Raw genomic sequence first — 22,635 nt, forward strand, 5'->3', positions numbered from 1 at the left:
AAGCGCTGCGGGTCAACAGAACAACGTAAAGGCCCTTGCCGGATGACCCCACGCAAACAGCGTGGCGTTATGGGTGATCGGGCAAGAACCCAAGGATACAGAAACAAAAAAGCCCCGTCCTACGGACAGGGCTTTTCCAGCGCGTAGGCGATTAGGCCTGAACGACGCTCACGTAGCGACGGCCGAAAGCGCCCTTCACTTCGAACTTGACCACGCCTTCGACTTTAGCGAAGAGGGTGTGGTCTTTGCCCATGCCCACGCCGAAACCGGCATGGAACTCGGTGCCGCGCTGACGAACGATGATGTTGCCGGCCTTGATGACCTGACCACCATACATTTTCACGCCAAGGCGTTTACTTTCGGAATCGCGGCCGTTACGGGTAGAACCGCCAGCTTTTTTGTGTGCCATGAGTCAATACTCCTATAAAGGATCGGGGCCGACGAATCAGGCCTGGATACCGGTGATTTTGATCTCAGTGAACCACTGACGGTGGCCCTGACGCTTCATGTGGTGCTTACGACGGCGGAACTTGATGATGCGCACTTTATCGTGACGGCCTTGCGACACGACTTCGGCAACCACTTTAGCGCCGTCTACGACCGGAGCGCCGATCTGAACGTCGTCGCCATTGCCGATCAGCAGAACGCGATCGAAAGTCACGGCTTCGCCGGTGGCGACTTCGAGCTTCTCGATCTTGAGGAATTCGCCTTCGGTGACTTTGTATTGCTTGCCACCAGTAACAATTACTGCGTACATGGTAAATCTCCGTTGATCCTGCTCACCCAGCGCTTTAGAAAAGTCGTTATTGGCTGGCATGGCTGCTTGGGGCCGGAAGTGACACCCTTGCAATTGCGTAAGGCAGGGAAATACCCAGGGGGAAGTTCAGGGTGCGCGATTGTACGCAAGCGCCGAACGCTTCGCAAGGGGCGCCAGTGCTTACCTTGACAGCCCCTACCCCGCCACCTAGCATGCCGCGCAACCTCAAAGGAGCACCAGTCGCCGATGCAACCCCAGGCTTTCTACCGCGTGGTAGCGGACGATTTCACCGCCGTCAATGGCATCATTCGCCAACAGGTGGTTTCCCGCGTGCCGCTGGTGGAGAAGATCGGCGACTATATCATCTCCGCTGGCGGCAAGCGCCTGCGCCCATTGCTGGTGCTGCTCAGCGGTCGCGCCCTGGGTTACCAGGCCGATGATCTGCGCCTGCTGGCCGCCACCATCGAATTCCTGCACACCGCCACCCTGCTGCATGACGACGTGGTCGACATGTCCGACATGCGCCGTGGCCGCAGCACCGCCAATGCCCAATGGGGTAACGCACCAAGCGTACTGGTGGGCGACTTCCTTTATTCACGCTCGTTCGAAATGATGGTCGAGCTCGGCTCCATGCCGGTGATGAAGATTCTCTCCCACGCCACCCGCGTGATCGCCGAAGGCGAAGTGCTGCAGCTGTCCAAGGTGCGCGACGCCAGCACCACCGAAGAAACCTATATGGAAGTCATCCGCGGCAAGACCGCGATGCTTTTCGAGGCCTCGACTCACGCCGCCGCCGCCCTGGCCAAAGCCAACGAGGCACAGCGTGAAGCCCTACGTACCTTCGGTGACCACCTGGGTATCGCCTTCCAGTTGGTCGACGACCTGCTCGACTACAAGGGCGATGCAGCCGAACTGGGCAAGAACGTCGGTGACGATCTCGCCGAGGGTAAGCCGACCCTGCCACTGATCTACACCATGCGCGAAGGCACCGAAGAGCAGGCTGCTCTGGTACGCCGCGCGATTCAGAAAGGCGGCATCGAAGACCTGGAAAGCATCCGCGCCGCCGTGGATGCTGCCGGCGCCCTGGAGTACACCGCACAGCTCGCTCGCGACTACGCCGAACGCGCCATTGCCTGCCTGGAAGTGCTGCCAGCCGGCGAATATCGCGATGCACTGATCGAGTTGAGCCGTTTCGCCGTCGCTCGTACGCATTAAGAGCAGCGGTGCGCACGGCGCACCGTGGTTACTAGGCTATCACCCCTTGCAACCGTTGCCACAGCCACAGCACTGCCCGGAGGCACGCTTGAGCTGACGAGCAAGTTCGTCTTTGAGCGCAACACGGTTGAGTTTCAGCGCGCTGAGGGTGACGTCATCGAGCAACTCGATACCGTCTTCTATCCGGCAGATGCGCTTGTCCAGCGCTTCGTACTCTTCGGCCTGGCGAGAGAACTGTTCGTCGCTCTGGCGCAGGCGCTGCAGTTCGTTGCGCAGTTCGGGGAAGTCATGAACCAAAGGATGGTGGTCGACGTGCATGATGAAGCCTCTGACAAGAAAGATGGCTCCAGCCTAGCGCTGCACGTCGACCGTTCATTTGATCCGGATCAAGCACTGCCCGCCTTACGCAGCAGATCGGCAATCTCGTCCTTCAGGCCCACACGCTGCAGCTTTAGCCCCTGCAATGTCAGGTCGTCGGCAGCTTCACGGCCGTCCTCTATTTCGTAGATGCGCTTGTCCAGCGCCTCGTACTCGCCAGCCAGGCGAGGGAAGTGTGGGTCACTTTGCATCAGCTTGCGCATGGTATCGCCTTGCTGAGGGAATTCGCGGGTCAACGGGTGATGTTCAAGCGGCATGGAGGACCTCCCCAAAGAGTGTCCCTTTAGCCTAGTCGAAGCTGGACCGCGTGCCGCCAATCAGCGATCAGCAAGCCAGCCGTCAGTCGACGAGCACTGCCTGTGCCCACACTTCGAAATGAAATGTTGCAGCTTTTCTGCTTTTCCTACCGCTCTTGCGCTAAATTCATCGGCCCTTGGCTACTTATCCCCCTACATGACACTCCTGATAGCGTTCGCTGTCCTCTCCATTCTGGTTTCGTTCATCTGCTCCATCCTCGAAGCCGCCCTGCTCTCCCTCACGCCCAGTTACATCGCTCAGCAGAAGGTCGAAAAACCTCAGCTGTATGAAAGGCTGAAAGAGCTCAAAGACAAGATCGACCAGCCGCTGGCGGCCATCCTGACTCTCAATACCGTGGCGCATACCGTTGGTGCGACCGGTGTCGGTGCGCAGGTGGCAATCGTCTTCGGCGACGGTTACCTGGGTATCGCCTCGGCGGTCATGACCCTGCTGATTCTGGTGCTCTCGGAGATTCTGCCGAAGACCATCGGCGCCCGTTACTGGCGCGCCCTGGCCCCCTTCCTGCCGAGCCTGCTGCGGGCGATGATCCTGCTGCTCAAGCCGTTCATCGTGCTTTCAGACCTGATCATGCGCCTGTTTGGCGGCAAGGAGCCGGAGCACGACATTCGCCAGGAAATCAAAGCGCTGACCCTGCTCGGCCGCGAAGTGGGCAAGCTCGACGAAGACGAGCATCGGGTGATCAGCAACATCCTCGACCTGCACGAGATTCGTCTGCGCGACATCATGACGCCGCGCATCGTCTGCGAGTCGGCCGCACCGGATGAATCGATCGCCGCGTTCAAGACCCGTGCCCGCGAGAGCCAGTTCTCCCGCTACCCGGTAATCGGCGAGGACGAGTCGCCGCTGGGCGTGGTGTTCCGCTATGACGCCCTGGCCGCCGAGAACGACGCCGAACCGATCACCCAGATCATGAAGCCGCTCAAGGTCGTGTCGGAAAGCATGAACGTGGAAAACCTGATGACCCTGCTGATGCAGGAGCGTCAGCACATGTGCCTGGTGTACGACGAATTCGGTAGCTGGCGCGGCCTAGTGACGCTGGAAGACATCATGGAAACCATCATCGGCAAGCCGATCCTCGACGAGACCGACGACATCCCCAACATGCGCCGCTTCGCCAAGCGCCGCTGGGAGCACCGGCTCAAGGCGATCCGCGAAGACTGATCACCAGTAGTTTTCGACTGCCACCTGACCCGGCCGCCGGGTCAGGCTCAGGTTCAGACCGCGCGCCTTCAGGCGTTGACGAATGTCGTCGATCATCTGCGGGTTGCCGCAGATCATCACTCGCGAATGCTCAGGCGTCAGCTCAAGCCCGGCGGCCCGCTCCAGCTCGCCACTGTCGAGCAAATCGGTGATGCGCGCGCTCAGGCAATCCGGCGCCTGCTCACGGGTGACCACCGGCAGGTAGGTGAGCTTGTTGGCGAACTCGGCCAGGTGCTCCAGTCCAGCAAGCCCCCTGATCAGCGGCTGGTAAGCCAGCTCGGCAGAGGTTCTTGCGCTGTACACCAGCACGATGCGCTCGAAGCGCTGCCACACCTCGAAATCCTGCAGGATCGACAGGAACGGCGCGATGCCGGTGCCACTGCCAAGCAACCAGAGGTCGCGACCGTCGACGAAGCGATCCAGGGTCAGGTAACCGGTAGCCATCTTCTCCACCAGCAAGCTGTCGCCACCGCGCAGCCGACTCAACTCGCTGGTGAACTCGCCATCCGGAACCACGATGGAGAAGAACTCGAGAAACTCGTCGTGCGGCGCCGAAACCAGCGAATAGGGTCGCCAGACCACCGAACCGTCTGCCTTTTCCACCCCCAGACGCACGAACTGCCCGGCGCGAAAACGAAAACCGGCATCACGGGTGGTACGCAGGGTGAACAGGCTTGGTGTGAGTGTCTGTACGTCGAGCAGACTCTCGCGCGTGAACTTGTCATCGCTGACGATCATGTGCAGCTCCTGAGCGAATGATGCCGGCAGTGTCGCGCAAAAGCCGCGCGACAAAAACCGGCAGATCGCAGGGGCATCAGACCACGGTCATGCGTCCATCCGGCTCACGACGCAGGGCAGCGGCCAGCCAGCGGGCGATGTTATCCACCTGCTCGTCCTGGCCTTGGGCAACGATGAACTGGGTACCAACACGCAGGGCATAGCCGCCAGGCGTGGTCGGGTCGTTGCAGGTGCCGACCAGAATGCCCTCCTGCTCCAGCGCCTTGATCGTCGCCGGAGCATCCAGTGCATTGCTCATCGGCACCAGCACCTGATGGGTGAACACCTCGCCCGGGTTCGGCGCAATCACCGCCACGTTCAGCTCACGCAACACCTTGGCGAAGGTCTGGCTGGCCGCGCAGACGCGCCGTGCATAGGCGCCGCCATCGGCTTCGGCCTGCTGCAGGGTGACCAGGAAGGACGGCAACTTGCCGGCGTCGTAGTTGGCCAGCAGCGCGCGGTCGATGAAGCGCGCCAGGCACTCGCCATCTTCGGCATGACGACCGGCGATCAGGCTGTGGGGGCGACCCGGCAGGGTCTTGTAGGTGGAGCTGGTGAGGATATCGACGCCCAGTTCCAATGGGTTGGGGAAGGTGCCGCCGGCGATCAGCCCGGACACGTGCGAAGCGTCGAAAATGGTTTTTGCCCCCACTTCGCGAGCGGCAGCGACCACCGGCTCGATGCCGTCGGGGGTGATGATCACCGAGCGACCGAGCATCACCAGAGTCGGCCGCAGCGTGTGCACCAGCTCGGCAGCGGCCTGGGCATCCAGACGGCAGGCACGGGTATCGAAAGGCAGATCGGCCACGCGCACCCCGGCCAGTTCCGGCGTGCCGCCGCGGCGCTGACTGAGGTGTCCGCCATGGGCCGCGGCAGGCGCCAGCAGCAGGTCACCCGGCCGGCTGAAGGCGTGGAACACCGCCAGGTTGGCGATGGTACAGCTGGGCAGGCGCGGCTCAGCCCAGGCCGCGCCGAACAGCGAGCAGATGCGCTCACGCACCGCCACTTCCAGGCCCGACACCAGGTCGGTATCCGGTTGCTCTTTGGCATAACTCGGCCCCATCGCCGGGTAGGCGCTCAGCTCGGGCGCATAGGCCTGCTGCGACTCGGCGCTGGGCAGGTTGGCACCGGCATAAAGCACCACGCGGCCATCACGCAGCGCAGCGCCGCGCGCAGCCGCCATCGCCAGCAATTGCTGCTCGTTGGGCATTTCCATGATTTTCGTCCGGCGTTAGTGAGAGAGAATTTTCGACAGGAACTGCTGGGCGCGATCAGAGCGGGCGTTGATGTCGCCGAAGAACTCCTCCTTCGGGCAGTCTTCGACGATTTGCCCGGCATCCATGAAGATCACCCGGTCGGCGACCTTGCGTGCGAAGCCCATCTCGTGGGTGACGCACATCATGGTCATGCCTTCGTGGGCGAGCTGCACCATGACATCGAGCACCTCGTTGACCATCTCCGGGTCGAGCGCCGAAGTCGGCTCGTCGAACAGCATCACCACCGGATCCATGGCCAGCGCACGGGCGATGGCGACGCGCTGTTGCTGGCCGCCGGAGAGCTGGCCCGGATGCTTGTGGGCATGCTCCTTGAGGCCGACGCGCTCGAGCAGTTGCAGGCCCTTCTTCTCGGCCTCGGACTTGCTGCGACTGAGCACCTTGATCTGCGCCAGCATCAGGTTCTCCATGATGGACAGGTGCGGGAACAGCTCGAAGTGCTGGAACACCATGCCGACGCGCGAGCGCAGCTTGGGCAGATTGGTGTCCTTGGCCGTGACGCTGATGCCATCGACAGTGATTTCACCGCTGTCGATGGGCTCCAGCGCGTTGACCGTCTTGATCAAGGTGGACTTGCCGGAACCGGAAGGCCCGCACACCACTACCACCTCGCCCTTGGCAACGGTGGTCGAGCAGTGCGTCAGCACCTGAAACGATCCGTAGGATTTGCAGACATCGCTGATCGTAATCATGACGAAGGGCCCTTAACGAATGATGGCGACGCGCTTTTGCAGGCGGCGTACGGCATAGGAGGCGAGCAGGGAGATCGCGAAGTAGACGAGCGCGGCGAAGACGTACATCTCCAGCAGGCGCCCGTCACGCTGAGCGATCTTCGCCGCGGCGCCGAGGAAGTCGGTGATCGAGAGGATGTAGACCAGCGAGGTGTCCTGGAACAGTACGATGGTCTGCGTGAGCATCAGCGGCAGCATGTTGCGCAGTGCTTGTGGCAAGACCACGTAGAACAGGCTCTGGCGGCCGGTCATGCCCAGCGCCATCGACGCCTGGGTCTGGCCCTTGGGCAGCGACTGAATACCGGAGCGGATGATCTCGCAGAAGTAGCAGGCCTCGAACAGGGTGAAGGTGATCACCGACGACCAGAACGGGTCGATGCGCACCGGGCGCGGCGCACCGGTGATCCACTGCACCACGAAGGGCACCATGAAGTAGAACCAGAAGATCACCAGTACCAGCGGCAGCGAGCGCAGCAGGTTGACGTAGCCACCGGCGAACATCGACAGCGCGCGATAACGCGACAGGCGCATGATCGCCAGCAGCGAGCCGAAGAAGATGCCGCCAATGGTGGCGAACAGCGTGAGCGTCAGGGTGAAGCTCATGCCGGTGGAGAACAGATAGGGGAGCGAGTCGACCACCACTCCCAGGTCGAAACTGCCAAACATGTTCAGCTCTCCTTCCGCAGGCCGTAGCCCGGCACAGCGGCCTTGCGCTCGACGGCACGCATGGCGAAGACGATGATCAGGTTGAGCACCAGATACAGGGTGGTTGCCGCAGTGAACGCCTCGAACGTCTGGAAGCTGTTTTCCTGCATCGCACGGGCGCTGCCGGTCAGCTCCATCAGGCCGATGGCCAGGGCGACAGAGGTGTTCTTGGTGCAACTGAGAAATTCGGAGGTGATGGCCGGTACCACGATGCGATAGGCCATCGGCAGCAACACGTAACGGTAGGTCTGCACCAGCGTCAGGCCCATGGCCAGACCGGCCATGCGTTGCCCGCTGGACAAACTCTCGAGCCCGGCACGCACTACTTCGGCCATACGCGCGGCGTGGTAGCAGCCCAGGCAGATCACCGCCGTGTAGAACGCGGAATTCGGCAACTGCTTGAACCAGCGCCCCAGGTCGGTGGGCAGCAGCTCCGGCAGCACGAAGTACCAGAGGAACATCTGCACCAGCAGCGGAATGTTGCGAAACAGCTCGACGAAGCCGGTACCCAGCGCACGCATCCAGGCCAGCGGCGAGGTGCGCGCCACACCGACCAGCGAGCCGAGCACGATGGCGATGGTGAACGCGCCGAGGGCCGTGGCGACCGTCCAGCAGGCACCCCAGATCAGCGTCATCAGGTAGGTATTGGTGCCATCGAGCGAAGGCTCGAAAAAGATCCACCAGTTCCAGTTGTAACTCATGGCCTAGCCCATCCAGTACATGTCATGGCCCGGTCGGCGCAGGGCACCGACCGGGTTGGCGCCACTCGATCAGCGATACAGCTCGGGGTTCGGATCGTCGGTGGGCTCGGCAATGACCTTCTTCAGCTGGCCGGACATCGGGAAGTTCATGTTGATGCCACGCGGCGGAATCGCCTGAACGAACCACTTGTCGTAGATGGCGTTGATTTCACCGCTGGCGTACAGCTCGTCGAGGGTGGCGTTGACCAGTTCCTTGAAGTCATCGTCACCACGGCGCAGCATGATGCCGTATGGCTCGACCGACAGCGGCTCAGCGGACATGACGAAGTCTCCGGGGTTCTTCGAGGTCGCGGCGGCGCCGGCAATGGACACATCGTCGAAGATCAGCGCCACGGCGCGTTCGGTCTGCAGGGTGAGCATGCCTTCGGCCAGGTCCTTCACGCTCAGCACGTTGAGGCCGAGGTTCTGCGCGGCGTTGATCTCACTGATGACCTTGACGCTGGTAGTGCCGGCCAGGGTGACCACGGTCTTGCCCTGGGCATCGGCCATGGTTTCGATCGGCGCACTCTTCTTGGAGAGGATGCGCACGCCAGCAACGAAATAGGTGTTGGAGAAACTCACCTGACGCTGGCGCTCGGCATTATTGGTGGTGGTGCCGCACTCCATGTCGATGGTGCCGTTGGCCAGCAACGGCATGCGGGTGGCGCCGGTCACGGGCAGGTAGCTGACCTTCAGCTCCGGCTCGTCGAGTTTGAGCTTGATCGCATCGACGACCTTCACGCACAGGTCCATGGCATAGCCGATGGGGCGCTGCTGATCGTCGTAGTAGGAAAAGGGCACGGCCCCATCACGGTGGCCGACGCTGATCTCCCCCAGCTCGGCAATCTTCGCCAGTGTGCCTTCCTGTGCCGACACTCCCGCTGCTGCGAACATCAGCATCATCGACGAAGCCGCAAAAATCTTCTTCATGGTTTTGCCCCCTGTTTTGTTATCGCGCAACGGCTCCCTTTCATGTGGTGCCGGCGTGCCCTAGCAAGCATCGCCAGAGCACTCTGCGGGACGGTAAAGGGCATCGTCAACAAAAAAGAATAATAAATAATGAATTCATTTTAATTGCACGAAGATAGAGCAATTTTTCGCGCAGATGCTCGAATATCGGGCGTAAAAACACCCAACAAGATAGGGATTTATGCAGAAGGTGAGCGACTATTCTTGATCGCTGACGAGCGCCGAGTCCTGCAACTCGTCGATGGAGTGACGCACCGTGCGCGCGGTATTCATCACGTGCTGACGCATGATCTTGCCGAGCCGACTGCCATCACGGGCAGCAAGGGCCTGCAGGATCTTCTCGTGGTCGCTCACCGCCTCTTTCCAATCCCGCGGGGCCTGACGCACGGTGTGACGGATGTTGCGAATGCGCAGTTCCAGGTTGCGGTACAGCGCCAGCAACGACGCATTGTCGGCCGCCTCGAAAATGGCGAAGTGAATGGCTCGATTGAGCCGCGAATACTCCAGCGAGCGCGACGCTCGGTAGGCCTCGATCATGTCCTCGTGCATCTGGCGGATGGCGTCGATCTGCGCATCGCTGATCTTCTCGCAGGCCAGCTCGCCAGCCAGCGCCTCGATGCTGGCGATGATCGGGAACAGCTCCTGCAACTCCTCATCGGTGATGGTGACCACGCGGGCCCCACGCTGCGGCAACAGTTCGATCATGCCTTCGGCCGCCAGCGCCTTGAGCGCTTCACGCAGCGGGGTGCGCGAGATATCGAAGCGTTCACACAGGGCTTTCTCGGGGATTTTCTGACCCGGCTCCAGCTCGCCGCTGACGATCAGCTCACGCAGATGGTCGACGATCTCACTGTGCAACGTCCGGCGTCGGATGGGTCTTGCTTCGGAAACGCTCAATCTTGTCTCTCGCTCATGCCTCACCAAGGTCTGCCGGCAGATCGCCCGCCAGACCGCTGGGTGAGACTTAGCCACTGGCGCACACACTTGTCCAGCGGCACATGTGGCTACCTTCAGGAATGTTGGGGTGCAGCGACGCCAGCGGCTATGATGCGCCAGCTCCACACGCCTCCGGAAAACGCCTGCCATGCCGTCACTCGTCACCCCATTCGCCGACCTTGACCTGATTCGCCAGCCCGAACAGCAGAACGAACCTCTGCAGGCCTTCGATGCTGCCGACGAATACCTGTTGAGTCATGTGCACGAGCAGGGCATCGACGCCACAAGCCGGGTGCTGGTGCTCAACGATGGCTTCGGCGCCCTCGCCTGCTCGCTGGCCACGCACTGCGAGGTGACCAGCAGCGGCGACTCGCACCTCGGCCACCTGGCACTGCAGAAGAACCTGGCGCGCAATGGTGTGGCGGTGGAGGCGGTCCGCTTCGTGACGTCCAGCGAAACGCCGCAGGGGCCGTTCGACTGGGTACTGATCCGCGTGCCGAAGACCCTTGCCCTGCTGGAGGAACAACTGATCCGTCTGCACGACCAGTTGGCGCCGAATGCCCGTGTGGTGGCTGGGGCAATGATCAAACACCTGCCGCGCGCCGCCGGTGATCTGCTGGAGCAATACATCGGCCCGGTGCAAGCCTCGCTGGCGGTGAAGAAAGCCCGGCTGCTCGTAGCCACGCCTGAAACCAAGGCGGCGCCGCACTCGCCCTACCCCACTCGCTACAACCTGGATAAACCGGCGCTGGAGTTGATCAATCACGCCAATGTGTTCTGCCGCGATGGCCTGGATATCGGCACCCGCGCCTTTCTTCCGCATCTGCCACGCCACCTCGGCCGCGTCCGCGTCGCCGATCTGGGTTGTGGTAACGCCGTGCTCGGCATCGCCTATGCTCTGGGCAGCCCACAAGCGGAGCTGACGCTGGTGGACGAGTCGTACATGGCCGTGCAATCGGCGCAGGAAAACTGGCGGGCGGCACTTGGTGAGCGACCGGTGACCATACGCGCTGGCGATGGCCTGGCCGAGCAGCCGGCTGACTCGCTAGATCTGGTGCTGTGCAACCCGCCCTTCCACCAGCAGCAGGTGGTCGGTGACTTCCTCGCCTGGCGCATGTTCCAGCAAGCCCGCGCGGCGCTGGTCACTGGCGGTGAACTGTGGATCGTCGGCAACCGCCACCTGGGCTACCACGCCAAACTGGCCCGGCTGTTCCGCGGTGTCGAACAGGTGGCGGCCAATCCGAAGTTCGTGGTGCTCAAGGCGAGAAAATAGATTCTCTACAAGGTCAGAGTAAACCGCGACAGCAGCGCGCCCGGCAACGCCATCGAGCCGGCCTGCCTGGCGCCGTAGGTCCCGCCCGGCAGCAGCAGCTCCGGCTCGCGGGTCAGGGCTTCCAGCTGCAGGCCGAGGAAGTCGAACAGCGAATCGTCAAAACGCATGGTGTCGACCGGCGCCTGGATCTGCCCATCCTCGACCCAGAAGGTGGCGAAGCGGGTCATGCCAGTCAGGCGTGCCGCGGGCAGGTCGGAGAAATTGCCGTACCACAGGTTACCGATATACAGCCCGGTGCCGAGCCGTTGCAGCACGTCCTGCTCGTCCAGCTCACCGCCATGCATCTGCAAGGACAGCGGGTATTCGCCGCTGCACGCGCCATTGGCGATCAGGCCATATTCCGCGGCACTGCGCGAGCTGACCAAGCGCTCGCCGGGTCGCCCCTGGCTGATCAGGCGCAACGGCCGACGCGGCCCTTCTGCGGTAAAGGCCGGCGCCAGGCCGCCTTCGATGCGCTCGTCCATGGTCACCAACGGGCTGAGTTCGGATTTACCGCTGAACAACCGCTGCAACGGGCTGCCACCCGACGCCAGCGCCTGGGCGCCGAAGCCCCAGCAGCACAGGCTGACCAGTTCTTCCAGCGCAGCCGGTGCCAGGTAGGCGCGATACCCCCCCGGCTGCAGCGCCTTCGCCGGCCGGCCGAGAAATTCCAGCTGTTGCCGCGCGCGGTCCAGCTTGCGGGCGAACGCCTGGGCGTCCCACTGCTCACCGGCATAGGCGCTTTTCACCGCCTGGCCATTGCCGTGAAACAGGCTGAATTCGAAGTTGAAACTGCTCGCGGCGTACCAGCCGAATGCGCCCCAGGAACTGGCGAAGCCCTGGTACTGGGGGCCCACGGCCAGAAAGCCAACCAGATCCAGACCAGCAGCCGCAGCCGCAGCGACGATCTGCTGCGCCATGACCGCACTGTCGAGCGAACCTGCTTCACTCGCCACCTCGCTGCGCCAAGCCTCACGGTTCAAGCGCAGATAAGGGTCATCACTCAAGGTTGGCAGCACGCCTCGCAGGCGCTGCACTATCTGCTGCAGACGCCGCAAATCCTCATCGAGCACACCGCTGAGTGCCAGTTTGCTCTCGGCATGTCGCTGCCCCAGGTACAGAGACAGGGTGACGTAGACCTGCTGCACATCGCCGGCCTGGCGCACCTGACCCTGATTGAACCGGATGAAGCTGGACACCTCGGCGCCATAGGCCAGGGTGAAACCCTCCTCGCCCACGACTTGCGCCTGCAGATGCTCGAACAACGCGCTGAAATGCTGACGTGCATCCATCAGGCCGCCCCTCCGAAAACGTCGATATCGGCGAATACGCAGGCCGGTGTAGCGTGCCCCACGCGAATCACCTGGTTGGGTTCACCCTTGCCGCAATAGGGTGTGCCCATCACCTCGAAGGTGCAGGTGTCCCCCACCGCGCGCAGGTTGCGCCAGAACCGCGAGCTGATGCCTCGGTAGTTAGGGTTCTTCACCACGCCCTTGAGCTCGCCGTTTTCGATCAACTGGCCCCACTCGCAGCCGAACTGGAATTTGTTGCGCGCGTCGTCGATCGACCAGGAGCGGTTGTTGCTCATCAGAATCCCGCGTTCGATACCGCCGATCAGTTCGGCCAGCGGCTGATCGCCTGGCTCCAGATTGAGATTGGCCATACGGTCGATGGGCGGCCGGTTCCAGCTGCAGGCGCGGCTGTTGGCCACGCCTGGCAAGCCGCTGCGCCATTGCGACAGCGCGCCGCCGAGCGGACGCTGAAGGATGCCATCACGGATCAGTAGCTGCCGTTCGGCCGGCGTGCCGTCATCGTCATGGCGGTAGCTGGACAACTCTCCAGGCACATCCGGATCGAAGCTGACATTGAGCAGCGGCGAGCCATATTGGTAATGCCCGAAATCGCTCTGACGGATAAAGCTGGTGCCGGCGAAATTGCGCTCGTCACCGAGAATGCGGTCCAGCTCCAGCGGATGGCCGATAGACTCGTGAATCTGCAGGATCATCTGGTCCGGCATCAATAGCAGGTCACGCGAACCGTTCGGGGTGTTGGGCGCCAGCAACAGTTGCAATGCTTCGTCGGCGATGCGCGCGGCGCTGCCGATCACACCCAACTGCTGCAACACCTCGGCGCCGCCTTGGCGCGCCAGATGCGTGCCGCCGAAGCTGCGGCTCTGGCTGTCGTGTTCGTCGCTGGCGGTAACGCCCACCTGCGGGAACACATAGCGCTGGGCACGCCGCAGGCAGGCGCCCGCGCTGTTGAGAAATATCTGCTCATGGCCGGTGAACGTCAGCCCAACATGGCTATCGACCAGACGCGCATCCTGGGGAATCAATGCCGACTCTGCCATCAACAGTTCGAACCAGTGGGCAGCCCCCGCCAACGGCTGTTCGTAGCCTGGCATCACATCGTCGCTGTGCTCGGTGGGGTACGGCAGGCTGCCGAGATCCAGCAGGTTATGCCCAGCCAAGGTACGTGCCATCTGCTCGGCGTGCTCCAGTGCAGCCTGCAAGCCAGCCTGACTGAGATCGCTGGTGGCCGCATAGGCTTCGACACCGGCGATACGCACTGTGAGCATGGCACCAGCATCGTCGACGAAGGAAGGCGCCTGCGCCACACGCCGCCGCACCCAGTAGGATTCCCTGCTCTCGCGCACATGGCGCAGCGACCAGTAGTCGGCAGTGGATTTCAGCGCGGCGAAGCGGCTTTTGAGGGTATCGCTGAGGGCGAACATCGAGCCTCCTTGGCGTGCGAACAAAGGAGGCCAGTATGGGAACAAGCACGCGCCGGGATCAACCGCGTGCTCAGCCCGGCGTCCCCAACCCCGCCGCGCTCATGAACTGGCGCAGCAGCCAGGCCACGATGCCCAGCGCGGTGACGCTGCAGGCCCAGATCAGCACCAGCCAACCCAGACGCTGCCACAGCGGTTTTTTATCCTGCTCGACCTTGGTCATTTCACGCCCCTCAGTGGTAGCCATCATCCACCGTCACCTTGCCGCGGAACACGTAATAGCTCCAGGCGGTGTACATGAGAATGAAGGGAATGATGAACAACGCGCCCACCAGCATGAAGCCCTGGCTCTGCGGTGGTGCGGATGCTTCCCAGATGCTGATCGACGGCGGAATCACGTTCGGCCACAGGCTGATGCCCAGGCCGCTGTAGCCGAGGAAGATCAGCGCCAGAGTGAGCAGAAATGGCGAGTAGTTGCGGTTGTTGGCCACCGAGCGCAGCAGTGCGTATGTGCACAGCAGCACCAGCACGGGCACCGGCATGAACCAGAACAGGTTCGGCAGGCTGAACCAACGCTCGGCGATCGCCGGGTGCTCGAACGGCGTCCACAGACTGACGATGCCGGTCACCGCCAGCACCACGAATACCAGTGGCCTCGCCATGTCATGCATCTGCTGTTGCAAGCGACCTTCGGTTTTCATGATCAGCCAGGTGCAGCCGAGCAACGCATAGGCAACGATCAGCGCCAGGCCGCAGAACACCGAGAACGGTGTCAGCCAGTCGAAGGCACCGCCGGCGAAGCTGCGATTGACCACCTCGAAACCGTCGATATAGGCACCCAGTGCCACGCCCTGAAAGAAGGTGGCAGTCAGCGAGCCGCCGATGAAGGCCTTATCCCACAGATGGCGCTTGGCGGCCTTGGCCTTGAAGCGAAACTCGAAGGCCACACCACGGAAGATCAGCCCCAGCAACATCAGGATCAGCGGCAGATAAAGCGCGTCGAGTACCACCGCATAGGCCAGCGGGAAGGCGCCGAACAGGCCGGCACCGCCGAGTACCAGCCAGGTCTCGTTGCCGTCCCAGACCGGCGCGACAGTGTTCATCATCACGTCGCGCTCGCCGTCGTCACGGACGAAGGGAAAGAGGATGCCGATACCCAGATCGAAGCCATCCATCACCACGTACATCATTACGCCAAAGGCGATGATCACCGCCCAGATCAGCGGAAGGTCGATACCCATGTTCAGCTCCTCTCCGGCAAGGTGTCGGTTTCACCATCTTCCAGGCCTTCTTCAGCCGCCGACAGCGGACGCGCTGGCGTACGCGGCTGGCCTGGCCCACCTTCGGACGTTTCCTTGCCCTCGTCGATCTTCGGCCCCTTGCGCACCAGGCGCAGCATGTAGCCGATCCCCGCACCGAACAGCACGAAATAAACCACCACGAACAGCGCCAGGGTAAAGCCCAACTGCGCCGCGCTATGCCCTGACGAAGCATCGGCGGTACGCATCAGCCCATGGATGATCCACGGCTGACGGCCGATCTCGGTGGTGTACCAGCCGGCGAGGATGGCGATGATCCCGCTCGGGCCCATCCACACCGCCAGGTGCAGGAACGGCCTGCAGGTGTACAGCCGCTCGCCACGGCGCAGCCAGGTGCCCCACAGGCCGGTGAGGATCATCATCAGGCCCATCGCGACCATGATGCGAAAGGTCCAGAACACGATGGTGGAGTTGGCCCGATCTTCCGGCGGGAAGTCCTTCAGTGCCGGCACCTGTTTATCCAGGCTGTGGGTCAGAATCAGGCTACCGAGTGCCGGGATTTCCACCTTGAAGCGGGTTTCCTCACGCTGCATATCCGGCCAGCCAAAGAGGATCAGCGGGGTCGGCTCGTCGCCGACGTTTTCCCAGTGGCCTTCGATGGCGGCGATCTTCGCCGGTTGGTACTTGAGCGTGTTGAGGCCATGCAGGTCACCGATGAAGGCCTGTACCGGTGCCACCAGCAGGGCCATCCACAGCGCCATCGAGAGCATCTTGCGGATCGCCGGGTTGTCACGCCCGCGCAGCAGGTGCCAGGCCGCCGAAGCGCCGACGAAGAAGGCGGTGGCGAGGAACGCCGCAGTCGCCATATGCGCAAGGCGATAAGGGAACGACGGGTTGAAGACCACGGCGAACCAGTCCACCGGGATCACCCGACCATCGATGATCTCGTAACCCTGCGGCGTGTGCATCCAGCTGTTGGAGGCGAGAATCCAGAAGGTCGAGATCAGCGTGCCGATGGCCACCATCACCGTGGAGAAGAAGTGCAGGCCAGGCCCGACCCGGTTCCAGCCGAACAGCATGACGCCGAGGAACCCCGCTTCGAGGAAGAACGCGGTGAGCACTTCGTAGGTCAGCAGCGGCCCGGTGACCGCCCCGGCAAAGTCGGAGAAGGCACTCCAGTTGGTGCCGAACTGATAGGCCATGACTAGGCCGGAGACAACGCCCATGCCGAAGTTGACTGCGAAGATCTTCGACCAGAAGTGGTAGAGATCGCGGTACAGCGTATTGCTGGTCTTCAACCAAAGACCTTCGAGCACCGCCAGGTAGCTGGCCAAACCAATGGTGATGGCCGGAAAGACGATGTGGAAGGAAATGGTGAAGGCAAACTGGATTCGGGCGAGATCAAGCGCCTCTAGGCCGAACATGTCACATCCTCATTCAGGGTTATTTCGGCCCCAGCACGCAAGCCGATCCATAGACTCCAGGTCTTGGAGTCAAACGAACTGAAATTGTTCTTATGGAAATGGTATGCAGCCGAGAAGCTGCTGAGTAAAGCGCGAAAAGGCGTATTGATCTGGATCAATGCGCACTAAAAGACTAGCCGCTAAAGGCATAACCGGCGCTGTGGTGATTTGCCGCGCGACAGGCCACCGCAGCAACCACTCATTGCAGGCGGTCATCGCGGCTAAAGCCCCTCCTACAGCCAGGCGGCGCTCAAAAAAAGGGCGGCCACGCGCTACGCGGGCCGCCCGAATCACGGAGTTGCTTAGAGCCTGGTCACGGCCTTGCGAGCTAGGGCCATACAAGGCAAAAACAGGCGAGGAGCGCTCGGAGTCGCGCTCGACTTTATGAGCTGTAAATGAGCATTCCGAGCCTGTTTTTAACGCAGTAGGGCCGACGCACAGCAGGTCGTGAACAGGTTCTTACATCGAGTGATCGCGATGACTTGCGACCACCCGTATTGGATTACCGTTCGAGGATTGCGGTCACACCCTGACCGCCAGCCGCGCATATGGAGATCAGTCCGCGCCCCTCACCGGCCACCGACAGCAGCTTGGCCAGGTTGGCGACGATACGCCCGCCGGTGGCCGCGAACGGGTGGCCGGCAGCCAGAGAACTGCCCTTGACGTTCATCTTGCTGCGGTCGATGGTGCCCAGTGCGCCGTCCAAACCCAGGCGCTCCTTGCAGTAGTCGGCGTCCTCCCAGGCCTTGAGCGTGCACAGCACCTGGGCGGCGAAGGCCTCGTGGATCTCGTAGTAGTCGAAGTCCTGCAGGGTCAGGCCGTTGCGCGCCAGCAGGCGCGGCACCGCATAGACCGGCGCCATCAGCAGGCCCTCCTTGCCCTGGACGAAATCCACCGCCGCCGCTTCGCCGTCGCGCAGGTAGGCCAGCACCGGCAGGCCACGGGCCTTGGCCCATTCCTCGCTGGCCAGCAGCACCAGCGAGGCGCCATCGGTCAGCGGCGTGGAATTGGCCGGCGTCAACGTGCCGCGCGGTCCGCGTTCGAAGCAGGGTTTGAGGGTCGCGAGTTTCTCGGCGCTGATGTCCGGGCGCAGATTCTGGTCGCGGGTCAGACCGAGAAACGGCGTCATCAGGTCATCGTGCCAACCCTCGGCGTAGGCCGCCGCGAGCTTCTGGTGACTGGCCAGTGCCAGTTGATCCTGCTCGTCACGCGGGATGGCCCAGCGCTGCGCCATCAGCTCGCAATGCTCGCCCATCGACAAGCCGGTGCGCGGCTCGCCATTGCGTGGAATGTGCGGCGCCAGGTGGCGCGGGCGAATCTTCAGCAGACTCTTGATCTTGTCGCCGGTGCTCTTACTGCGATTGGCCTCTAGGAGGATCTGCCGCAGCCCCTCGTTGACGCCGATGGGCGCGTCGGAGGTGGTATCGACGCCACCAGCGATGCCGCAGTCGATCTGCCCAAGAGCGATCTTGTTGGCCACCAGAATCGCCGCTTCCAGGCCGGTGCCGCAGGCCTGCTGCAGGTCGTAGGCCGGCGTCTCCGGCGCCAGGCGCGAGCCCAGCACGCATTCACGGGTCAGGTTGAAGTCCCGCGAGTGTTTGAGCACAGCCCCGGCCACCACCTCACCGAGGTGCTCGCCATGCAGATTGAAGCGCTCGACCAGCCCTTCAAGGGCGCTGGTCAGCATTTCCTGATTGCTCGCCCTGGCGTAGACGGTGTTGGAACGCGCGAACGGGATACGGTTGCCGCCTACGATGGCGACCCGGCGCAACTGGGTCATGTGGACTCCTTGCTGGTCGAGAAATCGAAGAAACCTGTGGCGAACTATTGCCCGTCAGCCGGTTCCCAGAAACATGAGACGTATAATCTGTTCACGATCTCGCGAGCTAGAGCCCTACAAGGCAAAAACAGGCGAGGAGCGCTCGGAGTCGCGCTCGACTTTACGAGCTGTAAATGAGCAGTCCGAGGCTGTTTTTAACGCAGTAGGGCCGACGCGCAGCAGATCGTGAGCAGGTTCTGACACTTTAGCCCTATGGTCGTACAGGCTAAACCTTGAATAGCCGCGAACATTGCCCGCCTCGCCGGCGCGTGAGGCAACAGAGTCAATTGCGCTTTGCCGACTGCCGCGTACAGTGACACGACTTTCGATTCGCCCGCAGGAGCCCTTCATGTCTGATCGTTACCTCGCCTTCGCCAATTCATCCACCGGCCGCCGCCTGGTTGGCGCCCTCGGTCTGCCGGCGCCTGTGCGCCTGGAACGCTGGATGGCCGGCCGCGTACGACCGATCGACGGGGCCCTGCTGTTCGGCGGTGAAGGCGACCTGGTCAAGGCCATCCAGCCTTTCGCCAGCAAGCTCACGGATCAGTTGTTCGCCGCGCGCGACGGCCAGTTCGACCTGCCCCGCTGGACCGCCGAGCACGGCCCCAAGCTCAAGGCGTTGGTCTTCGACGCCAGCCACCTGACCCGTTTCGAGCAGTTGATCGAGCTACGCGACTTCTTCCAGCCCGCCTTGAAGGGACTGGCTAACAGCCCTCGCGTGGTGGTGCTGGGGCGTGCGCCCGAGTCGCTCAAAGACCCAATCGCCGCCAGCGTGCAGCGCTCACTGGAAGGTTTTACCCGCTCGCTGGGCAAGGAAATTCGTCGCGGCGGCAGCGTGCAGTTGCTGTATGTCGGCAAGGGTGGCGAGCAGCAACTGGAAGGCGCGCTGCGCTTCTTCCTCTCGCCGAAGAGCGCTTACGTTTCCGGCCAGGTACTGCGGCTCAGCGCCTGCAGTGAACAAGTCAGGGACTGGACGCGCCCGCTGGCCGGCAAGAAAGCGCTGGTCACCGGGGCCTCGCGCGGCATCGGCGCCTCCATCGCCGAAGTGCTCGCCCGTGACGGTGCCGAGGTGGTGCTGCTCGATGTGCCCCAGGCAGCCGATGCGCTGCAGGCGCTGGCGGCGCGCCTGGGTGGACGCGCCGTGACCCTGGATATCTGCGCCGACGATGCACCGCAGCGCCTGGTCGAAGCCTTACCCGACGGCCTCGACATCGTCGTGCACAACGCCGGCATCACTCGCGACAAGACCCTGGCGAAGATGAGCGACGCGTTCTGGAGCTCGGTGATCGACGTCAACCTCAAGGCGCCGCAGGTACTGACCCAGGCGCTGCTCGACGCCGACAAGTTGCATGATAACGGCCGCGTGGTGCTGATCGCCTCGATCAGCGGCATCGCCGGCAATATGGGTCAAACCAACTACGCGGTGAGCAAGGCCGGCGTGATCGGCCTGGCTCAGGCCTGGGCGCCGGCCCTGGCGAAGAAAGGCATCAGCATCAACGCGGTGGCCCCTGGCTTCATCGAAACCCAGATGACCGCCGCCATTCCGCTTGGCATCCGCGAAGCCGGGCGACGGATGAACTCGATGAGCCAGGGTGGCCTACCGCAGGACGTCGCCGAAGCCGTGGCCTGGTTCGCCCAGCCAGACTCGGGCGCAGTGACAGCGCAGGTGCTGCGCGTGTGCGGGCAAAGTTTGTTGGGGGCTTGAGACCGTTGCTAGGGTGGGCTGAAGCGGATCGCCGCCCGGCCCACCCTAGGGTCATGGGCGAGTGACTATCTGTGGGAGGCGCTTTAGCGGCGACGCTCGCGGCTAAAGCCCCTCCCACGGGATGGCATCAAGCTTTGCCGCGCTTGCGAAATTCCACCGGCGTTTCCCCGACCCAGCGCTTGAACGCGCGGTAAAAGGTGCTCGGTTCGGAGAAGCCAGTACGTTCGACTATCACTTCGATACGCTCGTCAGTCTTGAGCAACAGCTCCTTGGCCAGGCGGCAGCGGTAATCGGTGATCAGGTCGTTGAAACGCACCCCGGCCATGGCCAGGCGCTCGCGCAAGCGCCGCGCCGGCATGTTCAAGCGTGCCGCGACCTGTTCCAGGGTGGCGCCGCCATCGACCAGCAGTTCGGCGATCAGCTCTCGCACCTGGCGCACCAGGTCCAGCCTCTCCACTTCCGCCAACTGCCGCCGCGCCAGCGACTCGTGCATGCGCAGGAATTCCGGGGCTGCGTGGCGCGAGGCCTTGTCCAGCACTGCAGCATCGAACAGCAGTGCACAGTCCTCGGCGCCCAGACGTACCGGGCAACCATAGACCGCCTGGTAGCGCTCAGCGGGCGCGCCCTCGGCATGCATGAAGCGCACTTCACGTGGGCGGAAATCGTTTTCGGTCAGTGCCGCGAACAGGCGGATCACCGCCCCTGCCAGCATCTCCGGAAAGTGCCGCGGCGTATCGGCCTCCAGTCCCAGGGTCAGCACGGCCACGTCGCCTTCCACGTCCAGGCGCGCGCTGAGGGTGTCGGAGAGCAGGCGCACATAGCGCAGCGCGTGGCGCAGGCCAACGCCAAAGGTTTCGCTGGAGAGAAACAGGTATTCCAACAGCAGGCCATGGAAGGCGGGCAGGTGCTGCGCCAGGTACAGGCCGACATGCTCCTCGCCACACTCTTCGCTGGCGGCCTTCCAGAATGGCGCCTGGGCGGCGTGAGGAAAGCGGCCAGCCGGCAGCCCACCAGGAGGCAGGCCAACGCGCACCAGCACGCGGTCAGGATCGGTTCCGCTGGCACGCAGGGCATCGATTACCGGGCGCATCAGCGCCACATCGTCGGTCAGATCACGCATGATTCCTGCTGTTCTTCTTATTAGTGAGCATTTTTCGTGAGCGGCGCCATCTTAGGGTCAGCGAGCCACCGCGCGCAAACCGCGTCGCAGGTCGGATTGACTGGCCTGCACACAAGCTGGGCAGAACAGCCAATGCCAGTGTAGGTCTGAGGGTTAAGCTGCTGTCATTCATTCGCCAAGGAGTTCGCCAATGGCCATCGACTGGCTCGACCTCGATACACCTCCGGCTCTGCCCGGCCTGTTCCTACGCGCGGCCCTGCGTCGCAAGGTGACCGGCCGCCAGCTACCCAATATCGGCCTGCGCTGCCGCGTGGACGTGGACCCGAAGCACCTGGCTCGCTATCGCCAGGTCTGCGCCATCGCAGACAGTCCCTACCTGCCACCGGTCTATCCGCATGTGCTGGCTTTCGGTCTGCAGATGCAATTGCTCACCGACCGCCGCTTTCCGTTCCCGCTGCTGGGCCTGGTACATCTGGAGAACCGTATCCGCGTATTGCGCCCAATGGGCGGGCTCGGACCGTTCCAGATCAGCGTGCAGGTGACCGACCTGCAGCCGCATGACAAAGGCGCCACGTTCAGCCTGATCACCCGCCTGGAAGATCAGCTCGGCCTGCTCTGGGAAGGTGACAGCCGCATTCTCTGCCGCGCTCTGCGTCTCGACGGCCAGGCGCCGCTACGCGCCGAACAGCCGCCGCTGGAGCTGATGCCACTGGCCGACTGGGCCGCCCCTGCCGATACAGGCCGGCGTTACGCGCGTGTGGCCGGCGACTACAACCCGATCCACTTCTACGCCGTAACGGCACGTCTGTTCGGTTTCCCACGCGCCATCGCTCATGGCCTGTGGAACAAGGCGCGAAGCCTCGCGGCCTTGCACGCCCACCTGCCGCAGGCCGGCTACGTGGTGGACGTACGCTTCCAGAAGCCCGTACTGCTGCCCACCCACGTTGCCCTGCAAGCCAGCGAGCCTGGCGCCAGCGGCCAGTTCCGCCTGATCGGCGAAGGTGACACCCCGCATATGGCTGGGAGCTGGCAGCCGCTAACGGTCTGACGTAGTCCGATGTCATCCGGGAGCTGATATCGAGAACATCCGCCCCGGATTGCATTCTGCGTTGCCGTAGGAGCGGGGGGGGGGGGGGGGGCCCGGGCCCGCGCGACAAATGCGGCGCGGGGAGGGGGGCCCCCCGCGCGGGTTAAACAAAAACGCGCCCCCCGCGACCGGGAGGGGG

At 63.0% G+C, this 22,635-nt stretch carries 23 protein-coding genes; 5 read left to right on the forward strand and 18 right to left on the reverse strand.

Annotated elements, in window-relative coordinates:
- Positions 1–151 precede the first annotated feature (151 nt).
- Positions 152–409 (reverse strand): 50S ribosomal protein L27, encoded by a 258-nt coding sequence (gene rpmA / locus EGJ86_RS11375; protein WP_004424545.1) that lies wholly within the window; start codon positions 407–409, stop codon positions 152–154.
- Positions 410–445: 36 nt separating this feature from the next.
- Entirely contained in the window at positions 446–757 is a 312-nt protein-coding gene (gene rplU / locus EGJ86_RS11380; protein ID WP_004424548.1) for a 50S ribosomal protein L21, read from the reverse strand.
- 246 nt (positions 758–1,003) lie between these two features.
- Here rplU and EGJ86_RS11385 point away from each other — a divergent pair, with 246 nt between their 5' ends.
- On the forward strand, positions 1,004–1,972 hold the full coding sequence (locus EGJ86_RS11385) for a polyprenyl synthetase family protein (protein WP_125835177.1): 969 nt from the start codon (positions 1,004–1,006) through the stop codon (positions 1,970–1,972).
- Positions 1,973–2,011: 39 nt separating this feature from the next.
- Here EGJ86_RS11385 and EGJ86_RS11390 read toward each other — a convergent pair whose 3' ends face one another.
- Both EGJ86_RS11390 and EGJ86_RS11395 read right to left on the reverse strand, forming a co-directional pair.
- The gene (locus EGJ86_RS11390; protein ID WP_099522587.1) at positions 2,012–2,290 is read right to left on the reverse strand and encodes a YdcH family protein; all 279 of its coding nucleotides are present in this window, start codon (positions 2,288–2,290) and stop codon (positions 2,012–2,014) included.
- 68 nt (positions 2,291–2,358) lie between these two features.
- The gene (locus EGJ86_RS11395; protein ID WP_099522588.1) at positions 2,359–2,607 is read right to left on the reverse strand and encodes a YdcH family protein; all 249 of its coding nucleotides are present in this window, start codon (positions 2,605–2,607) and stop codon (positions 2,359–2,361) included.
- Positions 2,608–2,803: 196 nt separating this feature from the next.
- On the opposite strand from EGJ86_RS11395, the gene EGJ86_RS11400 reads away from it, so the two are divergent.
- The gene (locus tag EGJ86_RS11400) at positions 2,804–3,829 is read left to right on the forward strand and encodes a CNNM domain-containing protein (protein WP_106732618.1); all 1,026 of its coding nucleotides are present in this window, start codon (positions 2,804–2,806) and stop codon (positions 3,827–3,829) included.
- Here EGJ86_RS11400 and EGJ86_RS11405 read toward each other — a convergent pair whose 3' ends face one another.
- The 7 genes from EGJ86_RS11405 to EGJ86_RS11435 all read right to left on the reverse strand — a co-directional run bounded on the left by EGJ86_RS11405 (position 3,830) and on the right by EGJ86_RS11435 (position 9,922).
- Positions 3,830–4,606 (reverse strand): ferredoxin--NADP reductase, encoded by a 777-nt coding sequence (locus EGJ86_RS11405; RefSeq protein ID WP_125835178.1) that lies wholly within the window; start codon positions 4,604–4,606, stop codon positions 3,830–3,832.
- Positions 4,607–4,682: 76 nt separating this feature from the next.
- Positions 4,683–5,861 carry a glycine hydroxymethyltransferase gene (locus tag EGJ86_RS11410; RefSeq protein WP_125835179.1) on the reverse strand — a complete coding sequence of 393 codons (1,179 nt, stop codon included), beginning with the start codon at positions 5,859–5,861 and terminating at the stop codon, positions 4,683–4,685.
- A gap of 15 nt (positions 5,862–5,876) precedes the next feature.
- The gene (locus EGJ86_RS11415) at positions 5,877–6,611 is read right to left on the reverse strand and encodes an amino acid ABC transporter ATP-binding protein (RefSeq protein WP_125835180.1); all 735 of its coding nucleotides are present in this window, start codon (positions 6,609–6,611) and stop codon (positions 5,877–5,879) included.
- A gap of 12 nt (positions 6,612–6,623) precedes the next feature.
- Positions 6,624–7,316, reverse strand: coding sequence for an amino acid ABC transporter permease (locus tag EGJ86_RS11420; RefSeq protein WP_125835181.1), 693 nt, complete (start codon positions 7,314–7,316; stop codon positions 6,624–6,626).
- Positions 7,317–7,318: 2 nt separating this feature from the next.
- A complete protein-coding gene (locus EGJ86_RS11425) occupies positions 7,319–8,056 on the reverse strand; it encodes an amino acid ABC transporter permease (protein ID WP_125835182.1) in 738 nt (245 codons plus the stop codon).
- 69 nt (positions 8,057–8,125) lie between these two features.
- Complete coding sequence (locus EGJ86_RS11430; protein ID WP_125835183.1) at positions 8,126–9,025, reverse strand: transporter substrate-binding domain-containing protein; 900 nt, start codon at positions 9,023–9,025, stop codon at positions 8,126–8,128.
- A 237-nt stretch (positions 9,026–9,262) separates the two neighbouring features.
- The gene (locus tag EGJ86_RS11435; protein WP_256579229.1) at positions 9,263–9,922 is read right to left on the reverse strand and encodes a GntR family transcriptional regulator; all 660 of its coding nucleotides are present in this window, start codon (positions 9,920–9,922) and stop codon (positions 9,263–9,265) included.
- A 226-nt stretch (positions 9,923–10,148) separates the two neighbouring features.
- Here EGJ86_RS11435 and EGJ86_RS11440 point away from each other — a divergent pair, with 226 nt between their 5' ends.
- Positions 10,149–11,273 (forward strand): class I SAM-dependent methyltransferase, encoded by a 1,125-nt coding sequence (locus EGJ86_RS11440; protein WP_125835184.1) that lies wholly within the window; start codon positions 10,149–10,151, stop codon positions 11,271–11,273.
- A 5-nt stretch (positions 11,274–11,278) separates the two neighbouring features.
- Here the strand turns inward: EGJ86_RS11440 and EGJ86_RS11445 are convergent, their stop codons facing one another.
- The 6 genes from EGJ86_RS11445 to EGJ86_RS11470 form a co-directional block, all read right to left on the reverse strand.
- Positions 11,279–12,604, reverse strand: a complete 1,326-nt coding sequence (locus EGJ86_RS11445; RefSeq protein ID WP_125835185.1) for a TldD/PmbA family protein — start codon at positions 12,602–12,604, stop codon at positions 11,279–11,281.
- Positions 12,604–14,046, reverse strand: a complete 1,443-nt coding sequence (locus tag EGJ86_RS11450; protein WP_125835186.1) for a TldD/PmbA family protein — start codon at positions 14,044–14,046, stop codon at positions 12,604–12,606. Before EGJ86_RS11450 ends, EGJ86_RS11445 begins: the two co-directional genes overlap by 1 nt.
- Positions 14,047–14,116: 70 nt before the next feature.
- On the reverse strand, positions 14,117–14,266 hold the full coding sequence (locus EGJ86_RS11455) for a DUF2474 domain-containing protein (protein WP_099522599.1): 150 nt from the start codon (positions 14,264–14,266) through the stop codon (positions 14,117–14,119).
- Between the two features lie 10 nt (positions 14,267–14,276).
- Positions 14,277–15,284 (reverse strand): cytochrome d ubiquinol oxidase subunit II, encoded by a 1,008-nt coding sequence (gene cydB / locus EGJ86_RS11460; RefSeq protein WP_099522600.1) that lies wholly within the window; start codon positions 15,282–15,284, stop codon positions 14,277–14,279.
- A 2-nt stretch (positions 15,285–15,286) separates the two neighbouring features.
- A complete protein-coding gene (locus tag EGJ86_RS11465) occupies positions 15,287–16,726 on the reverse strand; it encodes a cytochrome ubiquinol oxidase subunit I (RefSeq protein WP_125835187.1) in 1,440 nt (479 codons plus the stop codon).
- Positions 16,727–17,267: 541 nt separating this feature from the next.
- Complete coding sequence (locus EGJ86_RS11470; RefSeq protein ID WP_125835188.1) at positions 17,268–18,545, reverse strand: acetyl-CoA C-acetyltransferase; 1,278 nt, start codon at positions 18,543–18,545, stop codon at positions 17,268–17,270.
- Between the two features lie 388 nt (positions 18,546–18,933).
- Between EGJ86_RS11470 and EGJ86_RS11475 the strand changes: the two genes are divergently transcribed.
- Complete coding sequence (locus EGJ86_RS11475) at positions 18,934–20,289, forward strand: 3-oxoacyl-ACP reductase (protein ID WP_125835189.1); 1,356 nt, start codon at positions 18,934–18,936, stop codon at positions 20,287–20,289.
- Between the two features lie 127 nt (positions 20,290–20,416).
- On the opposite strand, the gene EGJ86_RS11480 is transcribed toward EGJ86_RS11475, so the two are convergent.
- Positions 20,417–21,409 (reverse strand): AraC family transcriptional regulator, encoded by a 993-nt coding sequence (locus tag EGJ86_RS11480; protein WP_125835190.1) that lies wholly within the window; start codon positions 21,407–21,409, stop codon positions 20,417–20,419.
- Between the two features lie 190 nt (positions 21,410–21,599).
- Between EGJ86_RS11480 and EGJ86_RS11485 the strand changes: the two genes are divergently transcribed.
- Positions 21,600–22,457 carry a MaoC/PaaZ C-terminal domain-containing protein gene (locus EGJ86_RS11485; protein ID WP_125835191.1) on the forward strand — a complete coding sequence of 286 codons (858 nt, stop codon included), beginning with the start codon at positions 21,600–21,602 and terminating at the stop codon, positions 22,455–22,457.
- Positions 22,458–22,635: the final 178 nt, after the last annotated feature.

Origin of the sequence: Pseudomonas sp. o96-267 (assembly GCF_003935465.1) — a bacterium.
Classification (GTDB): Bacteria; Pseudomonadota; Gammaproteobacteria; order Pseudomonadales; family Pseudomonadaceae; genus Aquipseudomonas; species Aquipseudomonas sediminis.